This is a genomic window from Emticicia fontis (genome assembly GCF_054779675.1).
Map to the genome: position 1 here is coordinate 51701 of NZ_BAAGXU010000051.1, position 22187 is coordinate 73887.

15 protein-coding genes are annotated in these 22187 nt (G+C 40.9%); 6 read left to right on the forward strand and 9 right to left on the reverse strand.

The features are described from left to right. The first annotated feature begins 77 nt into the window (after positions 1-77). Complete coding sequence (locus ACYVFA_RS21250) at positions 78-476, forward strand: hypothetical protein (protein ID WP_460473876.1); 399 nt, start codon at positions 78-80, stop codon at positions 474-476. On the opposite strand, the gene ACYVFA_RS21255 is transcribed toward ACYVFA_RS21250, so the two are convergent. From ACYVFA_RS21255 to ACYVFA_RS21290, 8 genes are all read right to left on the reverse strand, one after another. Further along, positions 473-1336, reverse strand: coding sequence for a glycerophosphodiester phosphodiesterase (locus tag ACYVFA_RS21255; RefSeq protein WP_460473877.1), 864 nt, complete (start codon positions 1334-1336; stop codon positions 473-475). The genes ACYVFA_RS21250 and ACYVFA_RS21255 overlap by 4 nt on opposite strands. Positions 1337-1344: 8 nt before the next feature. Next, entirely contained in the window at positions 1345-1545 is a 201-nt protein-coding gene (locus ACYVFA_RS21260; RefSeq protein WP_460473878.1) for a hypothetical protein, read from the reverse strand. A gap of 140 nt (positions 1546-1685) precedes the next feature. After that, positions 1686-3041, reverse strand: coding sequence for a PhoPQ-activated pathogenicity-related family protein (locus ACYVFA_RS21265; RefSeq protein ID WP_460473879.1), 1356 nt, complete (start codon positions 3039-3041; stop codon positions 1686-1688). A gap of 53 nt (positions 3042-3094) precedes the next feature. Beyond that, positions 3095-4384 carry a hypothetical protein gene (locus ACYVFA_RS21270; protein WP_460473880.1) on the reverse strand — a complete coding sequence of 430 codons (1290 nt, stop codon included), beginning with the start codon at positions 4382-4384 and terminating at the stop codon, positions 3095-3097. Positions 4385-4914: 530 nt separating this feature from the next. Beyond that, positions 4915-6267 (reverse strand): purple acid phosphatase family protein, encoded by a 1353-nt coding sequence (locus ACYVFA_RS21275; RefSeq protein WP_460473881.1) that lies wholly within the window; start codon positions 6265-6267, stop codon positions 4915-4917. 89 nt (positions 6268-6356) lie between these two features. Beyond that, the gene (locus ACYVFA_RS21280) at positions 6357-7997 is read right to left on the reverse strand and encodes a SusD/RagB family nutrient-binding outer membrane lipoprotein (RefSeq protein ID WP_460473882.1); all 1641 of its coding nucleotides are present in this window, start codon (positions 7995-7997) and stop codon (positions 6357-6359) included. Positions 7998-8018: 21 nt separating this feature from the next. Continuing rightward, complete coding sequence (locus ACYVFA_RS21285; RefSeq protein WP_460473883.1) at positions 8019-11408, reverse strand: SusC/RagA family TonB-linked outer membrane protein; 3390 nt, start codon at positions 11406-11408, stop codon at positions 8019-8021. A 135-nt stretch (positions 11409-11543) separates the two neighbouring features. After that, on the reverse strand, positions 11544-12083 hold the full coding sequence (locus tag ACYVFA_RS21290; protein ID WP_460473884.1) for an RNA polymerase sigma factor: 540 nt from the start codon (positions 12081-12083) through the stop codon (positions 11544-11546). A gap of 475 nt (positions 12084-12558) precedes the next feature. Between ACYVFA_RS21290 and ACYVFA_RS21295 the strand changes: the two genes are divergently transcribed. Then, positions 12559-13722, forward strand: a complete 1164-nt coding sequence (locus tag ACYVFA_RS21295) for a DmpA family aminopeptidase (protein ID WP_460473885.1) — start codon at positions 12559-12561, stop codon at positions 13720-13722. Between the two features lie 79 nt (positions 13723-13801). Here ACYVFA_RS21295 and ACYVFA_RS21300 read toward each other — a convergent pair whose 3' ends face one another. Further along, positions 13802-14659, reverse strand: a complete 858-nt coding sequence (locus ACYVFA_RS21300) for an alpha/beta hydrolase fold domain-containing protein (RefSeq protein WP_460473886.1) — start codon at positions 14657-14659, stop codon at positions 13802-13804. A gap of 251 nt (positions 14660-14910) precedes the next feature. Between ACYVFA_RS21300 and ACYVFA_RS21305 the strand changes: the two genes are divergently transcribed. The 4 genes from ACYVFA_RS21305 (at position 14911) to ACYVFA_RS21320 (ending at position 22139) form a co-directional block, all read left to right on the forward strand. Next, positions 14911-17319: a GH92 family glycosyl hydrolase gene (locus tag ACYVFA_RS21305; protein ID WP_460473887.1), complete on the forward strand. Its 2409-nt coding sequence runs from the start codon at positions 14911-14913 to the stop codon at positions 17317-17319. Between the two features lie 129 nt (positions 17320-17448). Beyond that, a complete protein-coding gene (locus tag ACYVFA_RS21310) occupies positions 17449-19746 on the forward strand; it encodes a ligand-binding sensor domain-containing protein (RefSeq protein WP_460473888.1) in 2298 nt (765 codons plus the stop codon). A gap of 13 nt (positions 19747-19759) precedes the next feature. Continuing rightward, a complete protein-coding gene (locus ACYVFA_RS21315) occupies positions 19760-20818 on the forward strand; it encodes a polysaccharide deacetylase family protein (protein ID WP_460473889.1) in 1059 nt (352 codons plus the stop codon). A 142-nt stretch (positions 20819-20960) separates the two neighbouring features. Next, on the forward strand, positions 20961-22139 hold the full coding sequence (locus tag ACYVFA_RS21320) for a sialidase family protein (protein ID WP_460473890.1): 1179 nt from the start codon (positions 20961-20963) through the stop codon (positions 22137-22139). Positions 22140-22187: the final 48 nt, after the last annotated feature.

Below are 22187 nucleotides of genomic sequence, written 5' to 3' on the forward strand. Positions count from 1 at the left end.
AATTGTCATTTCAGAACCTGACGTTCATCATACCCTATCGTTTCTAAAATCAGGTACTTTGTAAAAAATATCTGACGATGAAATCTTTTCTTAGTACACTTGCTTCTGTTCTGTTATTGTTCAATGGTTTCGGTGCCTTATATGGCGGTTGGAATCTTATCAGATACCCTGATGGCAGTAGCTTGGATATGTCTGTCAGTTTATTAAATCGCAGTCCATTTGAAGATTTTCTTATTCCGGGTATTGTGCTATTGATTTGCAACGGGCTTGGGAGTATAGCTGCTTTTATAGGCTTTCTGATAAAACCCAGAAAATGGGCCTGGATGGTATGGATGCAAGGAATAATCTTAATAGTCTGGCTTATAGCTCAGCTTTATCTGATACAAACCTTGCACCCACTTCAATTTATTATGGGAGCCGTGGGCTTGGCGCTTATCTGGCTGGGTGTTAATATAACCAGCAAGCCTACCCGTTAATTTTTCTCTAATAGTGTTGTATATACTTTTCTCACACGGTCGGTCTGGATGAGGTCCACGCCCATTGCGGCAGCTTTTCTATAATTAGGAGATGTATCTAAAAGCCCTAATACATCAGAAAATACTTTTACCTTGTATTTGTGAATATCTGCCACTAATTGCTCGTTCAGGATGGTCCATTTCACATCAAAAGCATAAGGCTGTAATTTAGATACTTTCGCTTCTATTTCTTCCGGCTTATTTAATGAGGGCATGAGTTTTGCCTTTGGATATACTTTTTTCAAGGCTAGCAGAAAATCATCATTACCATAAAAAACGGCATCTTTCAGCAGATTACTTGCTTTTAGTTCTTTTACCAAGGGTTCAGGAGCTACGTCTTTACAATCGACATATAGATTGGTCTGGTGTTTATGGGTTTTATTCCATTTTGCCAATAGTTGAGTAGTTTCCTGCAAAGTCGGGATCCGCTCTTCTTTAAATTTATCCGGGTAGCCCTTACCCGCTGACAATTGTTTCAATTCTGCCAGTGTAAAGTTTTTCATTGGGCCTTCGCCAGAGGTGGTACGGTTTAATGTGCCATCGTGCAAAATAGCCAGTTGATTGTCTTTTGTTGTACGCACATCAATTTCAATATAATCTACGCCCATTTCCAGCACGGTTTTAAAGGTGGCCAGTGTATTTTCAGGAGCGATGATTGAACTACCTCTATGTGCCGATAAACCCAGGTGATACTTTTCTTTTAAGACTTTTGATGAATCTGTTCCTGTAGAAGGACCCTTATCTATAAATGACGAGGCGGGGACAAAAGCACTTATGCCGCAGAAGGCACTGACTGTAATTAAAAGTGTAAGCGATTTCATGGGTAATTTTATTGGTCTTGTTCAGACACGATGGTTTTATCTGGGTGTGCTTCTGCCAGAAGCTGGTTAAAATAACGTTCGAGGATATCTGAGTACTCTGGCGACATTTCAGTCTCTCCAATACCAGCCAATAGCTCTGCCAATTCATCTTTGGAGAGTTGATTGTTGATAAGCCGATCCATTAAATAATCAGGACGAGAGCGCTCCATGTAGCTTATAGGTTGAATATTCTCAATTAATAGAGTTAACCACGGAGTGACACAGAGTTATACACGGAGTAACACGGTGCAACTCCGTGCAAGACCGGGCGACGTTCGCTCAGTGAAACTCAGTGGTTAGATAATATATTTTATAACACCTTATTCCCATCAGTTACAAATACTCTTGTGCTAACAGTATAAGTGCCGCCGTTAGGGTCTTTGTATTTCAAATCTACATAAAAGGCTGCATATCCTTTAGTTGGGTAAGGAACTGTTATTTTTACAACAGGCTCTTTTGTTAATTTCATATTATCACTTAACCAAAGATTATTACGGAAATCACGGTCTGATGAAGTGGTGTGCCAGATGGTAGCCCCAACTAAATCTGTTTGTTGGGCATTAATAGCCAGTTCTACGCCCTCTTTTGTATCAGTCGTTTTCCAGGTATTAGCAGGGTATTCTTTGTTCATTAATGTTAAGCCAAAGAATGCGGTTAATGACTCGAATGCCTGTTTGCCACCACCTAAATCATGACCTGCATTTGGTGTATAATGAATCATATTCTTACCCGGAATCTGGTCATAATAATGTTTGATAGCGTCAACCGTCCAGTATTCATCGTTAGTACCGATAAAGATAATTTTCGGAATAGTCAACTTAGCTCTATACGAATAAGGGTCTACCATAGCTGTAATAGCTCTACCTTCTTTTGAATCAGAAGTTTGCGGAATACCCAATTTGGTATAATCTTCAATCTGAATGCTATACTCGCCATAGGTTTTAAACTGATAGTCAAGTGTTGCTGGCATATTCAGCATATCAATTACCATCGGGCCGATACCCACTACTCGTTTATCATCAATCGCACTTGATAACCAGGTGGTCCAGCCACGTTTTGAAGCACCCGAAATCACAAATCTGTTTACGGTAAAGTTATTGTTCTTCTTCGCAAACTCCTGTACCGCGTCCATCGCTTTCACCGCCGATTTTACCATCGGAAAAAGCAAAGGCCAGGTATAATCATTGTCTTTTTTGAAGTTATGCAAGGTATAAGAAATCAGGGCATCTTCAGTCAAATCACCATATAATGGTTGGTTTGGCACTTGTTTAATCAAAGCCACAATCGCCTTGGTTTTTGCAGCAGCACCTGCCAACGACGACCAAAGTTTATCTTCTTTGCTCCAGTTAGGTTGTTCGTCTTTGTTTGAGCCTCCGGTGATGAATAACAAAGCGCCATCATACTGTTTATCTTTTGGCACAAAGATAGTCAATTGGTGTCTCCAGGTATATTGTCTCCATTTTTGCGAAGTCAATACCAGATTATACATCGTTACATTGTCTTTGGTTAATGAATCTCTTACTTCCCATTTATAAGTCTTGTCACCATTATTGATATAACTCTTAAGGGCAGTTTCTGGGGTAACTGAATTCTGTGCATAAATACAAACCGATGTCATGACAAGGGCTGTACATAATGTAAGCAATCTTACTAAAGTACTTTTCATAGATGAGGTATTTAATCTGTTAATAAAAAGGCTTGTCTTTTAGTGATGAAAATTTATTGTGGTTTTGGACTATCTTTTACCAGTTTCAGGGCTTGCTCGATATAAATTTCTCCGGTCATTTCGCCTAGACTGGTTCGGCTGACATATTCATATCGTTTGAAACTATTGAAGTCTACTTTGGTGAGCATATAACCAAAGGCATCATTTGTCAACCCGAATAGAAACGGCAATTTGGTATTCATATTACGTTTGACATAATAGCCGATGTTGGGCAATGCTTCTCCCGGAACTGTCAATATCTGTGCCGGGCCAATATTCAATAAATTCAATTGCGTGCTTACTACATTTTCCTTGTTCAAATCATGCTTCAACGGCGAGTTTTTCAGAATATAACGCATAATCTCTGAATCGACCGGAAAATCTATTTTGCGAGACACACAATAAATATCCGGATTTGCTAACACTGGGGCTTTTTCTACAATTCGTAGGGCTTCATCAGCCAACAATTCACCAATTCGGATACATTCTTCCCAGGTATTGGCTTCTTTTTGTCCGGCTCCTTCTTTACCATATTCCAGACGGGTATCAGCCGTAACCATTCCGCCTTGTGCTCCGTTCATAAACAGCGCAACCCCTCCAACTTTCGATTCAATACGGTCATACAATGGGCCGCAAAGGTCCGGGCTCAGAATCCCCCTGCCAGAACCTATTACCTCTGGGTGAACGGCATAGTTTACCAAAGTAGCAATGGGTTTTCCTTGTTTACTACCCGTTGTGGCAATCGCCTGAATGATACCACAACGTGGGTCATACAAGGCCGGTGCATAATAATTATACGCAATTTTACCTTTGGCTTCATCAACAGCAATTTTCAGAGAAGCAGGCTCTAATTTACTGATCGCTTCATTTACAGCATCAGCAATTTGTTGTACGCACCAGTCTAAGTATTTTAAATCGGCAGATGATTTTCCGGTTGCATCCGGAAACGCATAGGCATCAGGACCGCTATGGGTATGGGTAGCACCAATCAGAATATTTTCAGCAGGGATACCTTTTATTAATGCGCGTGATTTATTGCCTAAAATTGAAGTCCAGCCTAAATTATCTATATTCACAATCGCAATGCGCGTCGATCCTTTTTCAAAAACCATCGCTCTGGCAAAAAGGTCTCCTTTCTTTTCGGTAGAGGCTTTAGGTGTACCGATACCCCCCGATACAGGTAATAAAGGATTAGGTGTAATAACCCGGACGGCCGCGCCTACTTTCAGGGTTTGGGCGTATCCGAACGATATATTGATAAGGCAATAAACAAACAGAGTAATAGCAAGGGAGTACTTTTTCATTCTTTCATAGGTAGTTTATAGATGTTATATTTTGCGCTTGTATAGGTCAAATTTCATACAAGAATCTTAATCGCTTGTATCCTTTATACTAATTGTTTAAAGAAACGGGCTATTGTAGAGCGAAAGTTTTTTGGAAAGCAACCCCGCATATGATTACGCTACAACGATTGGTGGTTAGCTTACTCAATTGCCACACGGATCTGTGAGAGATAAGTTTTGGCTAAAGCCGATATGGATGTTTTTTTCTTGTTACCCCATTTAAAAATGGGCGGACGCTGCGCGGGGCTATTGATTCAATTGCTGCCAGCTTTAGCTGGTGGTTACTAAATTGCTAGAATCCCATTTGGCTTTAGCCAAAACTATCATTTATGAGAACATTTATTTCTAGAAACCTAATAAGGTCGTGGCAATTGAATACCTATGAAAGGTCTCATTGAAGTAGTAAGTTTCATTTAACGAAGAAGAAAATATTTCAAATAAAAAAAGGGATAAGAGTCTCCTCCTATCCCCATTCTCACTCTATAGCAAAATCATTTTTTCTCAGGTGTCTTAGGAATCTTATTGACCAAGACATTAGGCTTACCAGCTTGTTTTTGTAAATCAAAGGCATCATATAATTCTCCGGTGGCTGTAAAAGCTTTGTATGTCAGCACATTTCCTTTGATGGTAAGCAACTGAAATAATTGGGTATTGCTAGCCTTGCGAATCATCCAGGGGTCGTTAGATGCATCATACATCTTTGGGCCTGAGACTGAAACTACATAAACTGTGCCCGATGATTGATTTTTGTTGCTTGCCACATCCATCGAATTACTTACCATTCCGCGTCCATAAGCATGATCATGGCCCTGAAGCACAATATCAACTTTGTGCTTATCTACTATTGGTTTAAGTAGTTCGCGTAATTCTTTATTATCTCGTCTTGGATTGGTTGAAAAGAAAGGATAATGAAGGGTAATCGCGGTCCATTTACGAGGATTATGGGTCAGAACCGAATCCAGCCATTTAGCTTGTGCAGAAGCATAATGCGCCGATTCATCAATCTGCTCAGCATCTAAAGAAATTACCTTTAAATCAGAATAATTTATCTCGTAACAGGTTTCATCCAGGCCTTTCGGACCATTCTTAGGTAACGTAAATTGAGGTTTCCAATTCGGAGATAATTTCCCTCCACCATACTCATGGTTACCTGGTGTCATGATACTTGGAACAGTAGCATGAATAAACGAACCCGCATAAAACCACTCACCCCATTCCACATCGCGGTCGTTACGGTTAATCAGGTCACCTGCATGCAACATAAATGTTACATCAGGCATGGTTTTATAAGACTCTCTGATAACTCTTGACCACATAGATTTTATATCATTCTGGGCATCGCCGAAATACAACAAAGAAATCGGGCGATTCGGGTCTTTAGACGGCATACGAAACTGGAACCACTCGCTCCAGTGTTTGCCATTTCCTACACGATATACGTACAACCCACCTGGTTCGAGATTTTCAATAACACCCGAATGATAGTAGGCTTGCACTTCCGGTTCGGTTTTGTGTGTCACTTTCAGATATTCGGATGTAGCATAAATCGTACGCACATTTTTCAAAAACTGCGTTGCATCTGTCGCGATGGCAACCTGAATTTCTCCTTGGGTAATGGTAGTATCTGTGCGCCAGTTTACTCCTATCGAAGTTTCAGGCGTTGAGGTCAGATTTAGTATGATGCGGTCGGGAGTAGCTGAGGGTAACAGAACTTTTACGTCCATGTTTAATGATACAGCGAGTTCATGCGGATGTGTATGAGATTGAGAAAAAGCTGTGTGGAAACTACTACTACAAATAAAAAAACAAAAAATCTTATATATCTCTTTTCTGATAAAATTCATATTTCAGAGGTTTATGTCTCTTAATAAAATCAGAGACGGCCACAATGAGCCGCCCCTGATGTTTTTTCTACTTCAAAAACAATCTACTTTTACCAAGGTTTTCCTGTACCTTGAATTAACCAAGGTTTAGACCACGCACTATTTTTTGCATCAGCCTGAGAGAAATTAGTTACTTCCAATTTATCTAAAGCTGCATTTGCATTAGTCTTATTAATGTTCAATTCGTCTTGCATATAATAGAATCTTACTGGTAATGCCTGACGTTTCGCAGCAGGGCCGGCTTTTAAAGCAGGTAAACCTGTTCTTCTGAAATCAAACCATGCTTCTGTGGCAGCTGTCCAGCTGGCAATCCATTTTTGCTCCATGATTTGTTTCAAAGTACCATCATAAGCTACACCAGCATTCGCCAGGTAAGCATCAGCCTTACCACCTACTGTCCAGGTATTCAAAGAGGCTCTCACACCAGCTTCGTAACGAGATTTTGCATCACCAGTAGCCCATTGTTTCAGAGCAGCTTCCGCCAGAATGAAGTTTACCTCCGCAGCTGAAATCAGACGTGCTTTTAATAATGGACCTGTAGCTGCTTTATAAATATCGTTCAGGAACGAAACGTGCGGGTTGAAGGATGTCTGGCCCGGAGTTGGGTTCAGGTTATACGCGGATGGCAATGCCGAGAAGCTAGTAGGAAGACCTACGTATTCAGGGTCAGTATCAATTAATGTATTACCAACTTTATCAGGAGACAAATATCTTTTACCACCTTCAATTTTATCAGTACCTGCAGGCAACGAAGCATCAACTACTAAAGGAATCTCTACTTTATTAGCCCAGATTGCTAAACGTGGATCTTTTAATCCTTGTAAAACTTCAACTAAAGTACCTCCCATTTTAATACGGCGGTAGTTGCTACCACTTACATCGTATACAGTATTAGCAGGCCAGGCTGTACCATCACTTGTACCAGGGAAACTCATGGTAGCATCATCACTATTCGCTGTAATAATTGGATATTGTGCAGCGTTACCAACGATTTTCTCGATACCTGCTTTAGCTACATCTGGTTTTTTTGCAGAAATACGCATATAATAACGCAATGCTAAAGAGTTAGCCATTTTTCTCCATTTGGTTGGGTCACCAGCATAGATTACGTCAGCGTTATCAATAATACCTGTATACTCAGCTTTTGATTTTGATAAAAGCGTGTTAGCTTTTTCCAGATCAGCCAGAATACCTGTGTAAATTGACTCCTGGCTATCGAAAGCAGGCAGAATATCTTCTGTTTTACCTAACTCACCTTTCAGGGCAGTTGTATAAGGTGCATCACCCCACAAGTCAGTAATTAAACCAAACATGAAAGACTTCATAACCAAGGCTACACCCTGATGGAACTCGTATTTCTCAGCTACTGCTCTGTCATATACCAATTGGTTGTTACGCAATACATTATAGTAATCACTCCAGCTCTGGTTGCCACCCCAATCATAATCATTATGACCCGACGACCACGCATCTTTCTGTGTATGTTGTACTACCCCTGCAATATCCTGATACCCAAGATTCACATATAACTTTGCGCCTTCTGTCAGTACAGTTGGCAATATCAGGTTCGGATTCACTACATCAGGCTGAATCCCGTTCGGGTTAATGTTCACTTCTGTCAGATCCTTACAAGAGAAGAAACCCATGAACAGAAAGGAAAACGCTATGATTTTTTTATAACTCCTTTTCATTAATTTCAGTGTTTAAGATTTTTAGAATGTTAAACCAAGTTTGAAACCTACTGGAATCACCCAAGGAGTAACGTTATATCTTTCGATACCTTGTTTGAATTGAGTACCAGCTTGTGCACCTGATTGTGGCTGGAATGCCATCTCTGGGTCGATACCAATTTTGGCAGCTGTCCAAAGCATGATATTACGGCTATATACCGAGAAGTTAGCACTTTGCAAACCTAATCTCTTCACGAATGAAGAAGGGATGTCGTAACCCAATGAAACCTCTCTCAATTTGATATAAGAAGCATCAAACAAAGCAGCTCTTGTAAAATCCCAAGGATAGTTGTCACCGTAAGGGATGATTTTAGTACCAGGGCCACCTAAGTTTTCAGTATAACCAGTGATCTGACCTGCTTCATTGTATTGAGCAATTACACCTGGGTTAAATACACCATACATATAAGTGTTGCCACCATATTCAAACGGATATCCACCGTATTCAGCAGTAGGACCACCTACGATATTGAATTTGTTACCAGTTACTCTTACTAAATCGTTATCAACCAGATAATTACGAAGTGCATCGCCAGTTAAACCATGTGGGTTGATCAGGTTATCCAAGAAACGTTGAGATTTCAAGTCAGACTCACCATAACGGTATGTTTGAGAAACGAAATCACCACCTTGTCTCCAGTCAAATACCATGTTCAAAGTGAAGTTTTTGTAAGTCAAAGCAGCTTGCAAGCCCATGATGAAATCAGGGTTGAAGTTACCGATTTTGTTACGAGAGTTACTTGCACTTACTGATTGCCAAGAACCGTTTTCATCTAAGATCGGGTAACCATAATATTTAGATGATGGATCTTTAACAGTTACTAATTCTGAGTCATAGATATCACCGATAGTTTCACCTACGTAAGTCCATGCACCACCTTTCGCATCTGTCCATAATGTATAGAAATCAAGACCAGGGCTCAACGATTTGATAACCGTTCTGTTTCTGTAGAAGTTAGCTGTCAAATCAAGTTTCCAACCATTTCTTTCGATTGGAGTACCACCGATTGTGATTTCAGCACCTTTACTCACTAACAAACCAGCGTTGATATTTTTAGAAGTAAACCCTGTCGACGGAGGAAGTTTTGTAGGGATAATCTGGTTTTTGTTTTCTACCATATAATAAGTACCAGATACTCTCAATTTGTTTTTGAACATCGTTAAATCTGCACCAACCTCATAAGAAGTAGAGATTTCAGGTTTCAAATCTGGTAATAAGATAGTACCTGATTTCGACAAACGAGTCAAACCACCCCAAGCCTCATTGTTAGCCAAAGTGTTAATCAAAGCATAAGGGTTTGTATCATTACCTACTTGTGCAACACCTGCTCTTAGTTTCAACATATTAAGGTTAGGCGATGAAGTAGCAAACATTTCATTCACCAATAAGCTCAATGAAGCCGCTGGGTAGAAATACGAACGGTTGGCAGAAGGAAGCGTACTTGACCAGTCATTTCTGGCTGTCAAATCCAGGAAGATCATATCCTTATAGCCTAAGTTAGCCATTCCGTAAGCACTATAAACCACTTTTCTTTGAAGCGTGCTGATATACTCAAGGTTTGCAGGCGCAATATTCTGCAAAGTAAATAAACCAGGAATAATCAGACCAGTACCGCTACGGCTTCTGTTTGTCACATCTCTGTATTCAGAATTACGTGAGTTAGCACCTGCTGACACCGAAAGAGAGAAATCTTTCAGGTTTTTATTATAAGTAGCCAATACATCGGCGTTGCCTTCAAAACGTTTCAGGTTAATCAAACCATACGCACCACGAGGCTCACCTGTATAGCTATTACCGATTTTGGTTTCGCGGTTTTCGCTATAAGTATCTACTGAGTATCTCGCCATTAAGCTTAACTCAGGCGTAATCTGATAATCAGCTTTGATGTTACCAAATGCACGATTTCTTTCGAAAGCATTTTTGATTTCGTGAGCCAAGAACCAAGGGTTGTTGTAGTTACCTTTTGATTGCGTTAATTGTTGTAAGCCTTCTTGTCCTGGTACCCAGTAATTTTTCAACTCATTGATGTCGATGTGAGGAGATACCGCATAAGCCCATTGTAATGGGTTAGAACCTCTTTCACTTGCCGGACGGTTGTTTGAATTGTTGCGGCTGATATCAATATTTGTACTTACTCTTAATTTATTGCTCAATTTTAATGAAGTAGCAATAGCTAACGAGTTTTTGAACAAGTCAGAACCAGGAATGATACCACGGTTAGTCATGTTTGAATATGACACTCTGTAGTTCATGAAATCATTGCTGTTAGCAATTGAGATACCATTTGTAGTAGTGATACCCGTTTGTACGAAATCTCTTACGTTGTTCGGGTGAGAAATCAATTCTGTCGGAATTGGTTTACCACTTGCATCTTTAGGGCTGTTCCATTGAATGGCTTTATAACCTTTATTCAATTCAGGACCTACACCACCAGCAGAACCTTCGTCAATCATCAAAACACCACCCGGATAAGGGTTGTTGTCTGGTGTGAAAGGAAGGATACCAGTTGCAAATTTAGAGTGCATATCAAGGAAACGATACGGATTATCGAAAACAGTGTTAGAAGTTAAACTAACAGTCATTTTCTTTGCTTTTGAACCGTTTTTAGTAGTGATGATTACCACACCATTACCCGCTCTTGAACCATAAAGCGCCGCAGCACTTGGTCCTTTCAGGATAGAGATACTTTCAACGTTTTCAGGGTTTAAGTCAGAAATCGCGTTACCATAGTCAACACGGTTATCGCTACCAATCTGACCAACGTTGTTCAGGGAGTTAATGATAGGTACACCATCGATTACGAATAATGGTTGGTTATCGTTGCTCAATGATTTGGCACCTCTGATAACCATACTTACTGATGAACCAGTTGCACCAGTAGAGTTAATAGCTACCCCGGCAACTTTACCCGACATGGCATTCAAAACGTTCTCGTTAGAGATACGGCTTAAATCTTTGCCATCTACTTTACCTACTGAATAACCTAATGATTTTTCTTCACGTTTGATACCCAAGGCAGTCACAACCACCTCTTTCAAACTTTCAGAACTTAAATCCATTGCAAGGTCTACGGTGCTTCTGTTTCCTACCGGCACTTCAGTGGCTTCGTAACCTACAAATGAAAAAACTAAAACGGCATTGCTACCACTAACCTCGATTGAATAGTTACCGGTTGCGTTAGTGCTTGTTCCTTTTTGAGTGCCTTTTAACAGGATGTTTACACCGGGCATGGCCATACCATCCTCTTTGGATGTTACCTTACCTGTGATAGTCCGGGACTGTGCCCAAACCTTAGGAGCGCAAGCCCCTAACAGGATACCGAAAAAAACCAGCCCCCTTAGCATGCTTCGGAGAGTAAAGTTTAACTTCATAATATGTGTTTTTAAAGTGAAGATAGAATTGTAACTCAAGTTTTTATTTGAATTTAACTGAATTACTGTTTAAGTGATAAAATGTACTACTGGGTTTGGGTAATGATAATATAAATTTTAAACAGGAGAAATTCTTTAGAGCGCCAGACCTAAATCTACACTGCCGCGTAGAAACTGTTTTGCCTTAACCAATTGATTTTTAACGGTATTTTTGGAGATTCGCATCATTTCGGCAATTTCCTGATACGACTTACCGTCTTCCACATTCAGCTTTAAAATCATCTTGCGTTTAGCAGGAAGACTATTCATGGCATTTCGTAACAAAACTATTTTTGCTTCTTCGGCTTCTGAGGTGCTATGATGGTCTTCTTCCATCATTTGCAAGTATTGATGTTGAAGTGTCTGGCTTCTTTCTATTTTTTTCAGATAATCGAAAGCCAGATTGCGCAGGCAGGTGAAGATGTAAGAATTGAAGTTCAGCTCAGGGTTAATCTGTTCTCTGCGATTCCAGATTTTAATGAAAACTTCGTGCAACATATTTTCTGCTTCCTCTTCATCTTTCACGATAGCCATTGAAAATCGGATACCCGGCTCTTTATAATGGTTATATAATTTAGTAAAGGCCGTACTGTCTCCCTCGGCGACTTTCATGATTATGTGATCTAGTGCTTCCATGAGTAAGCTAAATTTAAGGTAGGTGTTAAAAATTATATTGATAAAAAGAGAGTTCAGATTAACACAAATAAATACAAAATATTCTCACAATAATACTAAATCAAATCAGCCATAATTTTATCATTGCATGAGCTGCGATTTTTTTGAAATGCTATAAAACACAATGATTATTTACTAAGAGACCTGTTAAAAACCGGCAGTTGAAACTTCGTGTTTGGCTTTAATAAACTAAGACTGAACAATTATGAAATAAATATACAAGGATTTTCACAGACCTCATTCGCATATTACGTAAAATAATCCTCAAAAAGCGCACACCCCCTAATTATTAACTTTAAGCTAAAATTGGAGGGTATTTTAATAATGAATTGATAAAATTAGGGCTTTCAAAGCCGCAGTTTTTGCAATTTTTTTGCGCTAAAAACATTTCTGCTATCTTTAAAAAAGAATCTGAAAAACTGTATAAAACAACTCTATGAAAAAATCACATTTACTCTTTTTTCTACTATCCACTCTTCCCTATCAGCTATTTGCGCAAAAGCCAAGGGCACGAGATCTGGGCATTCCGTTCGACGGAGCGACAGGAACTAACAACGCCATTACCGATGTGCCCGGTGTTGAGGTAGGCTATAAAACATTAAGCAGTGGCTCAGGTGAATTGAAGGTGGGCAAAGGGCCTGTCAGAACTGGTGTGACTGTTATATTGCCTAAAGGTAAAACCGACGCAAGCTATCCTGCGGCCTGGTTTTCTCTGAACGGCGATGGTGAACTGACTGGTCTGCCTTACTTTGATGATTTCGGCACAGGCTATGGGGCAATAGGCATTACGAATACCAATAGCGTAGGAATTGTAAAAGATGCCATTGGCGAATGGAGTTTCAGGAAATTCTCGAAAGGAGATTTTGTAGATTTTTCTTTCGGCCTCCCAACAGTTGGTGAAACATGGGATGGCGTATTAAACGATATCAATGGTTTCCATGTAAAAAAAGAACACGTATTTGAAGCCCTCAACCAGGCCAAGAGTGGAAAAATAGCAGAAGGCAATGTTGGTGGCGGAACAGGCATGGCGCTTTATAGTTTCAAAGGTGGCAGCGGCACTGCGTCAAGAGTATTTACGATAGATTCTGTACAATATACTTTAGGGGTATTTGTACAAGCCAACTTTGGCAGGCGCGATGAGCTAACAATAGCAGGTGTGCCAGTGGGTAAAGAAATTCAGGATTTACAACCAATCGTTAATCGGGAGAAACGGAAAGATGGGTCTATCATTGCCATTGTAGGAACAGACGCACCACTATTACCCAATCAATTAAAACTCATTGCCAAAAGAGTGACACATGGCATTGCCCGCACGGGTACTTTTTCGCACCATGGTTCTGGTGAAATTTTTCTGGCTTTTTCTACAGCTACGCCTATATATAATAAGGATAATATAAAAGAGACCTGGCAGGTATTACCTAAGTGGCAGTTAGACCCTGCCTTCAAAGCAACAGTAGAAGCCACAGAAGAAGCCATCATCAATGCCCTGATAGCAGCCGAAGACATGGAAGGTATCAATGGCAATAAATATTTCGGTATCCCGCACGATAGATTGAAGATTGTTATGAAAAAATATAATCGATTGGAGGAGAAGAAATAAACGTTGATAGGGTCTTTTGCAGAGACGTACGGTTCGCCGCGCGATTGCGATACGTCTCTACAAAAAAACAGAATTAAATCTATTGCGCCGAATACACCTTCTGCAACCAAACCCCCAATTTCGTATAAATACTAAACAAGCTCTTCCGCATTTCATGCGTTTCACCGGGGTATAATTCCAATTGCGATTGAATGCCCAATAATTGCAATTTCTTATACAACTCCTTCGATTGATTCACATTCACCAATTCATCGCTTTCCCCATGAAAAATAATAGTGGGTACACCTGTTTCCTTTTTCAGATGATAAATCGGGCTAGCCTCAACTGCGATAGCCGCCTGTGGATTAGCATCACCCAAAAACTGATTGATAATAGCACTTGCCGAAGGATTATCTCTGAAAACCTTATCTGTCAAATCAGTTGGCCCAACAATATCTATTACCGTTTTTATCTGCTTCTGCGCATCGTGCTTATAAGTATATAATAAGGATAGATGCGCTCCGGCACTCACCCCCAATAAGGCAAATTCTTTTCCATTATATCCATAAGTATTGGCATTGGCCGTCAGGAAAGCGATGGCATTTTTCAAATCCTCAATTTGTGCAGGAAAACGATTTTTGTCTTCTTTCAGTAAACGATAATTGATAGCTGCCACAGCATACCCTTTTGCAGTAAGTGCATTAACCAATATTTTAGGAAAATCATTTTTACTACCCCATTTCCACGAGCCGCCATGCACATAGATTATCAGTTTTGCCATATGAGTATCAGGCAAATAGAGGTCGAGCATATTAGCATTACCCTCAGCAGGACCATATTTTAAATTCAGATGTTGGGTATAGGTAGTATCCAATCTAAAACTATTTTCAAAATTTTTACTCCACACCTGTGTAGAAGCAAAAAACACAAGAGCAAGACTTAAAAAGGTTGAATGCATACGTTTAATAATCATAGCTTAAGTTTAAATATATTTTATAGAGTTATTACAAGGATTAGACATTACTTCAACTCTATCGTTTAATCACTCATTCACACAATCGCCGCGCGGCGGCCGCTCAATCACTCAATTACCGTAGTAGAAACCGAAAAACCCTGAAAATATTGTTTTTTTTCTTTAATCAATAGTCTTGAATCGCCTTGTTGAAGTAATTAATTTATAATTCACTAACCTAAGCAATCTTGCTTTGTATGAACACCCGTCCTGAAAAATATTCAACCCTAAAAAAAACGTATTCCCTCTGGCTTGCCATCGTTTGTATGATGACTGCTTTAGGCATACAATCTTGCTCGTCCGACTGTAATAAAGAAACCGTAGAGTATGTAGACCCAATGATAGGTACCGATTTTTTCGGACATACCTTTCCAGGAGCGGTGATGCCTTTTGGTATGATACAACTAAGTCCCGACCACGATACGCAAGGCTGGACTTATAGCAGCGGGTATAGCTATGCCGATAGTTCAATCATGGGTTTCAGCCATACGCATTTCAGCGGTGTGGGTATGACCTCGGGAGGTGATATTCTGCTGATGCCTACGGTAAATGATAAAATTCAGACAAGTCCGGGATCGAAAGAAAATCCGGATTCGGGTTATCGTTCGAGATATAATAAGGCTGATGAAAGCGCTTCGCCCGGTTATTATAGCATACTGCTGAAAGACGACCACATCAAAGCTGAATTGACAACAACCAAACGAGTAGGTATGCACCGCTATACTTTTCCGAAAGCAAGACGCTCGAATATTCTGCTGGACTTAGGGCATGAGATTGGGAAAGATGATAAAAGTGGACACTCAGTGTTGAAAATCGTAGGAGACTCAACTATTGAAGGCTATAAGGATGCCAATGGCACCATGATTTATTTCGTAGCTAAATTCAGCAGACCATTTGATTATTATGGCACCTGGGATTCGGATTATAATACACCCGAATCGGCAGAGGGCTTCTGGCCTTATAAAAATGAAGAAAAAGGATTAAATGTCGGTGCATTCGTAAGTTATGCCACCAAAGAAAACGAGCAGATATTAGCCAAAGTCGCCATTTCGTTCGTAAGCCTTGATGGCGCAAGAAAAAACCTGCAAGCTGAACTACCCGGCTGGGATTTTGATAAAGTAAAAGAAAATGCCCGCAAAGCATGGAACGAAGAATTAGAAAGAGTGGCTGTCACAACTGATAACGAATCGCAGAAACAGGTTTTTTATACAGCTGTTTACCGAAGTATTTTAGCTCAATATATCGGGCAAGACGTAGACGGGGAATATATGGGTATGGACAACAAAGTGCATACCGCAAAAGGCTATGACTTTTATCCGAACTTCTCCTGTTGGGATACTTACCGAAGCCAACATCCTTTGCTGACTATCATTGCACCGAATCATGTCAATGATCTTGTAAAATCTATTGCTGCCAAGACCTCAGAGTATGGCTGGTTACCTGCCCAGCATTTCAGAAATGTATTCGGACAAGGCATGGTTGGAGACCACCTCGTGCCTGTAATTGTTGATGCCTATATAAAAGGATATAGAGACTGGGATATTGAGGGCTTATACGCAGCTATGAAACGGAAGGCTTTAGAGTTGCCGCCAGCTCCATTTCCGGCATCAGCAGGTCGCTCGGGTTTGACCGATTACATGAGTTTAGGCTATGCTCCTTGCGATGTAGTTACAGAATCAGTACCAAATACTCTGGAGCTCGCTTATAACGATTGGTGTATAGCCCGATTGGCTGAGGCTTTAGGTAAAAAAGAAGATGCAGCTCTTTTCTATAAGCGTGCACAGAATTATAAAAACGTGTTTGACCCGGCCACACAATTCATGCGTCCACGTTTGAAAAACGGCACATGGCTTCCAGAGAAAGGCAATAATGAACAGGATACCGTTTTTGTTGGTGAACATAGATACTATCAATACTTTGACCCTTTACTGGTAGGTCGTCGCCCGATGCGCCACTATACCGAATCAAATGCCTGGCAATATTTATGGTCGGTTCAGCATGATGCGAAAGGGCTGGTAAATCTTCTGGGTGGAGATGAAGCCTTCAACAAACGTCTGGATACCTTTTTTGAGATGGATGCCTCTATCAGTGAGCCAAAATATGTGGGTGTAGTGGGTACTATCGGGCAATATGTTCAAGGCAATCAACCTTCGCACCATGTGGCTTATCTCTATAATTATGCTTCTGCCCCATGGAAAACCCAGAAGTATACCCGTGAAATCATGCAGAAATTCTATCGTACTGGTACTGGTGGACTTTGTGGCAATGAAGATATGGGTTCATTATCGTCGTGGTTTGTATTAAGCAGCATGGGTATTTATCCGGTTACACCGGGTAGTAGCCAATATGCCATCGGCAGCCCATTATTCGAAGAAGTAAAAATCAAGGTAAGAGACAATAAGACTTTTAGCATTAGGGCTAAAAATAACGGTGCTAAAAATATTTATATCCAGTCGGCTACTTTAAATGGCCAACCATTTAATCGCACTTATATCGACCAATCAGAGATTATGGCTGGTGGCGAATTGGTTTTTGAGATGGGGGCAACACCCAATAAATCGTGGGGAGTTGGTGCGGGAGCACTGCCTTATTCATTTAGTAAGTAATTGAGTGAATGAGCGATTTAGTGATTGAGTGATTTTACTTAATTACAACTCCGTGACACTCAGTGCAGAACCGGGCGACGTTTGCTTAGTGTTACTCCGTGGTTAAATATTTAACTTTTGAATTATCATATGGAAATTTCTCTGAACATAACAAATAAAAAAACTATCCTTTACTTAATTCTAAGTACCGGATTAGCCCTTTTTATGTATGCCTGTAAATCATCAGAGAAACAAAATACTGAAACTACTTATAAAGACGAGCCGTTCTGGCAGGAATATCATGAAGCCTATCCCATAAGCACCAATGCGGAAGAAAATGAAGTAAGAAGTATCACTGTCGACAAAGCACAGAATGTATGGGCAGCAACTGCGTCGGGTGTATTCATGAAAAAGCCTAACGAACTGACCTGGACTGCTATCCAAAACGGAGAAGACAAAGGGCCGGCTTACTCGGTAGAAGTTGGTGAGGATTCTGTTGTATGGATAGGTACCTGGAACGGCATCTATCGATATAAAAGTACACAATTAGAAAAACTGACAGGTGTAGTTGCCCCCATTTCGGCTATCTGCGTTTCCAAAGAAGGTGTTTATGCTTTAGGGCCAAAGGGAATCTGGAGATTTGACGGCAAGCAATTCAACAAACCTCAGTCAAGCAAAGAGGCATTTCAATTACCTCGTTCTATCAGAGATGTTATTTCTGATAATCAGGGAGGGTTATGGATTGCCAGCGATGTAGGCTTATATCATACCTCAGCCAAAGAAACGAGATACTATCGCAATAAAGATAAAGTAATAAGCGGGTATATCAAGGGAGTGGCTCTTGACAGCAATCAGAACCTTTGGGCTGGTGGCCTGGGAGGGGTAAGCATCATTCAAAATGAAACCAAGTTAAGAGAGATTACCACCAGACAAGGTTTGCCAACTGTTTTTGTGACCTGTGTTGACAATGCCCCTGATGGTACCTTATGGGTAGGCACAGAGCAAGGGCTGGTACGCTATAAACCGCATGGTGATACAATAGATAGCACTTATTCAATGCTTTTCAGTCGCCGTTGGTTATTAGACGATCATGTGAATGACATAGCCTTTGATGCCCATGGCAATGCCTGGGTTGCTACGCCTAAAGGCGTTAGTGCCATCAAAAAAAGACAAATGACGCTGGCTCAAAAAAATGATTTCTTTATGGATGTAACCATGAAGCGGCATATCCGTGCGCCATGGATTGCCGGCCAAGCACATTTAAGGATACCGGGAGATACAACTTCCTGGCAACCGGAAGATGATGACAATGATGGTGAATATACCGGCAATTATCTGGCGATGGAATCTTTCAGATATGCGGCTACCAAAAGCCCCGAAGCCAAAGAAAATGCGCGAAAAGCGTTTGGTTTCCTGAAACTCTTACAGGAAATAACTGATACAGAAGGTTTCTTTGCCCGTACTATTGTACCATCCTCATGGGATTTTGTGCATGATGGCAACCGTACTTTTACACCCACACAATTGGCTGATGAATTGGTGAAAGAACCACGCTTTAAACCAGTGGAAGTACGTTGGCGAAAATCAAAAGATGGTAAATGGCTATGGAAAGGCGACACGAGTAGCGATGAAATGTGCGGGCATATGTTTGGTTATTTCTTTTATTACGAATTAGTAGCCGATGAAGCAGAAAAAGCGATTATCAGAAAACACGTATCGCGGATTGTTGATTATCTGATTAAGCATGATTTCAATTTTGTTGACGTGGATGGCCAAGCAACCCGATGGTCGGTCTGGTCGCCAGACCAATTGAATCGTGATCCTGAGTGGGCACCTGATCAGGCACAGAATTCGATGGAAATGCTGGCTTTTCTGAAATTTGCGCATTATATCACCAAAGATGAAAAGTATCAGAAACATTACGTGAGATTAATCAACGAAGAGCATTATCTGGACAATATGGCCGAAGTGCCCAACCAGAACAGAGCCTGGTTTATTTACTTCGATACCATGTTACAGGCCTACCTCTACCCTATTTTGCTGAAATCAGAAACAGATCCTGAAAGATTAGCTTTCTATGAAAAACATATGGATGAATGGTTTGAAAAACGCAAAGCCGACCATAATCCGCTCATAAATTTTATTTATTGTTATTCCCGCAAGAAACAGGCTGAAATTGATAATTCGGTTGACTTTTTGAAAGATACTCCGCTTGATCTGGTAGACTGGCATATAGACCATACCAAACGGGAAGATATTCAGCTGGTGCGCAGCATTGTATTAGATGAAATGCAGGTTTCCAAACTTCCACCTGCCAGTATCAGAAAAACCGTTCGTTGGGATAAAAATCCATGGGATGCCCGTGGTGGAGACCCACAGGTAGAAAGAGAGCCCGTTTTCTGGCTATTGCCTTACTGGATGGGGAAATACTTAAACATGATCCAATAAACCATTTATATTCATGACAAAGCTAAAAACGCATTTATTATTCTGTTTTCTTCTGGTGTCAACAATCTATGCAAATGCCCAAGAAACCTATGCCGAGAAACTAGGCTTCCCGAAAGGCAAAAAAGTAGTGATTTTCCATGTGGATGATTGTGGAATGTCCTATTCGTCCAATCAGGGCGCAATCAAATCGATCGAAAAAGGAGTAGCCACTTCTTGTAGTATTATGATGCCTTGTGGATGGGCGCCGAGTTTCATCAAAAACTATATCCAGAAATCTAATCCTAATCTGGATGCAGGGCTTCACCTGACATTGACGTCGGAATGGAAAGATTATCGCTGGGCTCCGGTAGCAGGATTCCAACATGCCCCTGGTCTGGTTGATGAAGAGGCCTGTATGTGGCATACAGTAGAACAGGTGGTAAAAAACGCTTCGGCTGATGAGGTAGAAAAAGAAATAAGAGCACAGGTAGAAAGAGCCATGAAGATTGGCCTGAAACCTACGCATCTGGATTCTCACATGGGTACGCTCTTTGCCAGTCAGGCTTTTTTGGAACGCTATATTAAGATAGGTATTGAATATGGAATTCCGGTGATGTTTCCGGGCGGTAATAATAAATTGTTGATTGAGTGCCAGAATGCACCGTTAATCAAAAGCCTGAAAGCCAAAGGCCAATGGAAAGACGGTATGGAACTACCCGTGCCAGCCATGCTTAAACAAACTAAACCAGTTGGTGAAATGATATGGAAAGCGGGTCTGCCAGTCTTAGATGACCTCCACACTATCAGCGGCGACTGGAAACCGGAAGGCAATACTACTCCCGAGGAATGGGGTAAATATAAAGCCCAGAAATTTATAGAAACCCTGAAAAGTATGCAGCCCGGCGTAGCCATGATGATTGTACATAGCAGCGATATTACAGATGAGTTTAAACAAATCAGCGCCTCGGGTGGCTCAAGATATGCAGATATGTTATCGATGATGAGCCCTGAATTAAAGAAGTATATCGAATCAGAAGGCATAATTCTGACTACTTTCCGTGAATTGATGGAGAGACGGAAGAAGGTGAAATAAAACACCCCACTCCCAACCTCTCCCCAACAATGGAGAGAGGAGTAATTATTCTCTTCCCCATTGTTGGGTCAGACCGCCGATGCGGAAGGGTTAGGGATGGGTTATATTTTTAATAGGTTTTTCCTAACCACATAAATCATTAATGAAAAGACCGTTTATATACACCCTATTTATATTTCTTTTTGCGCAAATATTATTGGCGCAAAACCCAGCCATCACCAATTCTATGTTGATTTTTCCGACACAGGAAAAACACGTGCATGGCAGTAGTATTGTGAGTTTGCCCAATGGAGATTTTCTGGCAGTCTGGTTTCAGGGCAGTGGTGAGCGAACAGCTGATGATGTACGGATTATGGGCGCAAGACTCAAAAAGGGAGATAAATCCTGGAGTGAGCCTTTCCTGATGGCCGATACACCCAATTTACCTGACTGTAATCCGGTTTTATTTCTCAATCAGGAAAACAAACTCTTTCTGGTATGGATTGCGGTGCAGGCTAATAAGTGGGAACAATCAATCTTAAGATTCAAAACCTCAACCGATTATAACCAAAGCGGTGCGCCTGTCTGGAACTGGCAGGATAATATCTTGCTAAAACCCAATGATGATTTTGCCAAAGAAGTAGCCGCCAGATTGAAAAGCCTACCTGACACGCATCATGGCTGGGCGGGTTATGCCCCTGAATATGATGGAATGATTAGTGAAGCCAGCCAAGATGCCACCAAACGCAGCATCGGCTGGATGACGAGAATCAAACCGCTATTAATGCCTAATGCCCGAATCATTCTCCCTTTATACTCTGATGGTTTTAATATGTCTCTAATGGCTATATCAGATGATAATGGCACTACCTGGCGACCTAGCCTGCCATTGGTAGGTCGTGGGCCAATACAACCGGCTGTGGTTCAAAAGAAAAATGGTAATCTGGTAGCCTATATGCGCGATAGCGGCGATAGTCCGACCCGCGTACATTATAGTGAATCGACCGATAAAGGTGAGAGTTGGTCGGCAACCGTTAAAATGGACATACCTAATACGGCCAGTGTTGAGCTATTGGTATTGAACGATGGCCGATGGGTATTTCTGGGCAATGATATTTATGATGGTCGCTATCGCCTGAGCCTGTTTTTATCAGACGATGAAGGCAAGACCTGGAAATGGAAAATCCGGATGGAAGATCATGAACCCAATAAAGGTGGGTTTTCGTACCCGTCTTTAATTCAGACGAAAGATGGTCTTTTGCACATGACTTATTCTTATCATCTGGAAAAAAATCAGAAATCAATCAAATATGCTGTGGTTGACCCACAGAAAATTAAATAAGAGTCCTGTTAATACACAAGAATTACGCACACATTAATCAATTACCTT

Bases quoted from the DNA above. Each gene is read 5' to 3' on its own strand.
- ACYVFA_RS21270 (WP_460473880.1), bottom strand. From the start codon at position 4,384: ATGAAAAAGTACTCCCTTGCTATTACTCTGTTTGTTTATTGCCTTATC.
- ACYVFA_RS21315 (WP_460473889.1), top strand. From the start codon at position 19,760: ATGACAAAGCTAAAAACGCATTTATTATTCTGTTTTCTTCTGGTGTCA.
- ACYVFA_RS21310 (WP_460473888.1), top strand. From the start codon at position 17,449: ATGGAAATTTCTCTGAACATAACAAATAAAAAAACTATCCTTTACTTA.
- ACYVFA_RS21295 (WP_460473885.1), top strand. From the start codon at position 12,559: ATGAAAAAATCACATTTACTCTTTTTTCTACTATCCACTCTTCCCTAT.
- ACYVFA_RS21255 (WP_460473877.1), bottom strand. From the start codon at position 1,336: ATGAAATCGCTTACACTTTTAATTACAGTCAGTGCCTTCTGCGGCATA.
- ACYVFA_RS21290 (WP_460473884.1), bottom strand. From the start codon at position 12,083: ATGGAAGCACTAGATCACATAATCATGAAAGTCGCCGAGGGAGACAGT.
- ACYVFA_RS21305 (WP_460473887.1), top strand. From the start codon at position 14,911: ATGAACACCCGTCCTGAAAAATATTCAACCCTAAAAAAAACGTATTCC.
- ACYVFA_RS21280 (WP_460473882.1), bottom strand. From the start codon at position 7,997: ATGAAAAGGAGTTATAAAAAAATCATAGCGTTTTCCTTTCTGTTCATG.
- ACYVFA_RS21320 (WP_460473890.1), top strand. From the start codon at position 20,961: ATGAAAAGACCGTTTATATACACCCTATTTATATTTCTTTTTGCGCAA.
- ACYVFA_RS21285 (WP_460473883.1), bottom strand. From the start codon at position 11,408: ATGAAGTTAAACTTTACTCTCCGAAGCATGCTAAGGGGGCTGGTTTTT.
- ACYVFA_RS21265 (WP_460473879.1), bottom strand. From the start codon at position 3,041: ATGAAAAGTACTTTAGTAAGATTGCTTACATTATGTACAGCCCTTGTC.
- ACYVFA_RS21260 (WP_460473878.1), bottom strand. From the start codon at position 1,545: ATGGAGCGCTCTCGTCCTGATTATTTAATGGATCGGCTTATCAACAAT.
- ACYVFA_RS21300 (WP_460473886.1), bottom strand. From the start codon at position 14,659: ATGCATTCAACCTTTTTAAGTCTTGCTCTTGTGTTTTTTGCTTCTACA.
- ACYVFA_RS21275 (WP_460473881.1), bottom strand. From the start codon at position 6,267: ATGAATTTTATCAGAAAAGAGATATATAAGATTTTTTGTTTTTTTATT.
- ACYVFA_RS21250 (WP_460473876.1), top strand. From the start codon at position 78: ATGAAATCTTTTCTTAGTACACTTGCTTCTGTTCTGTTATTGTTCAAT.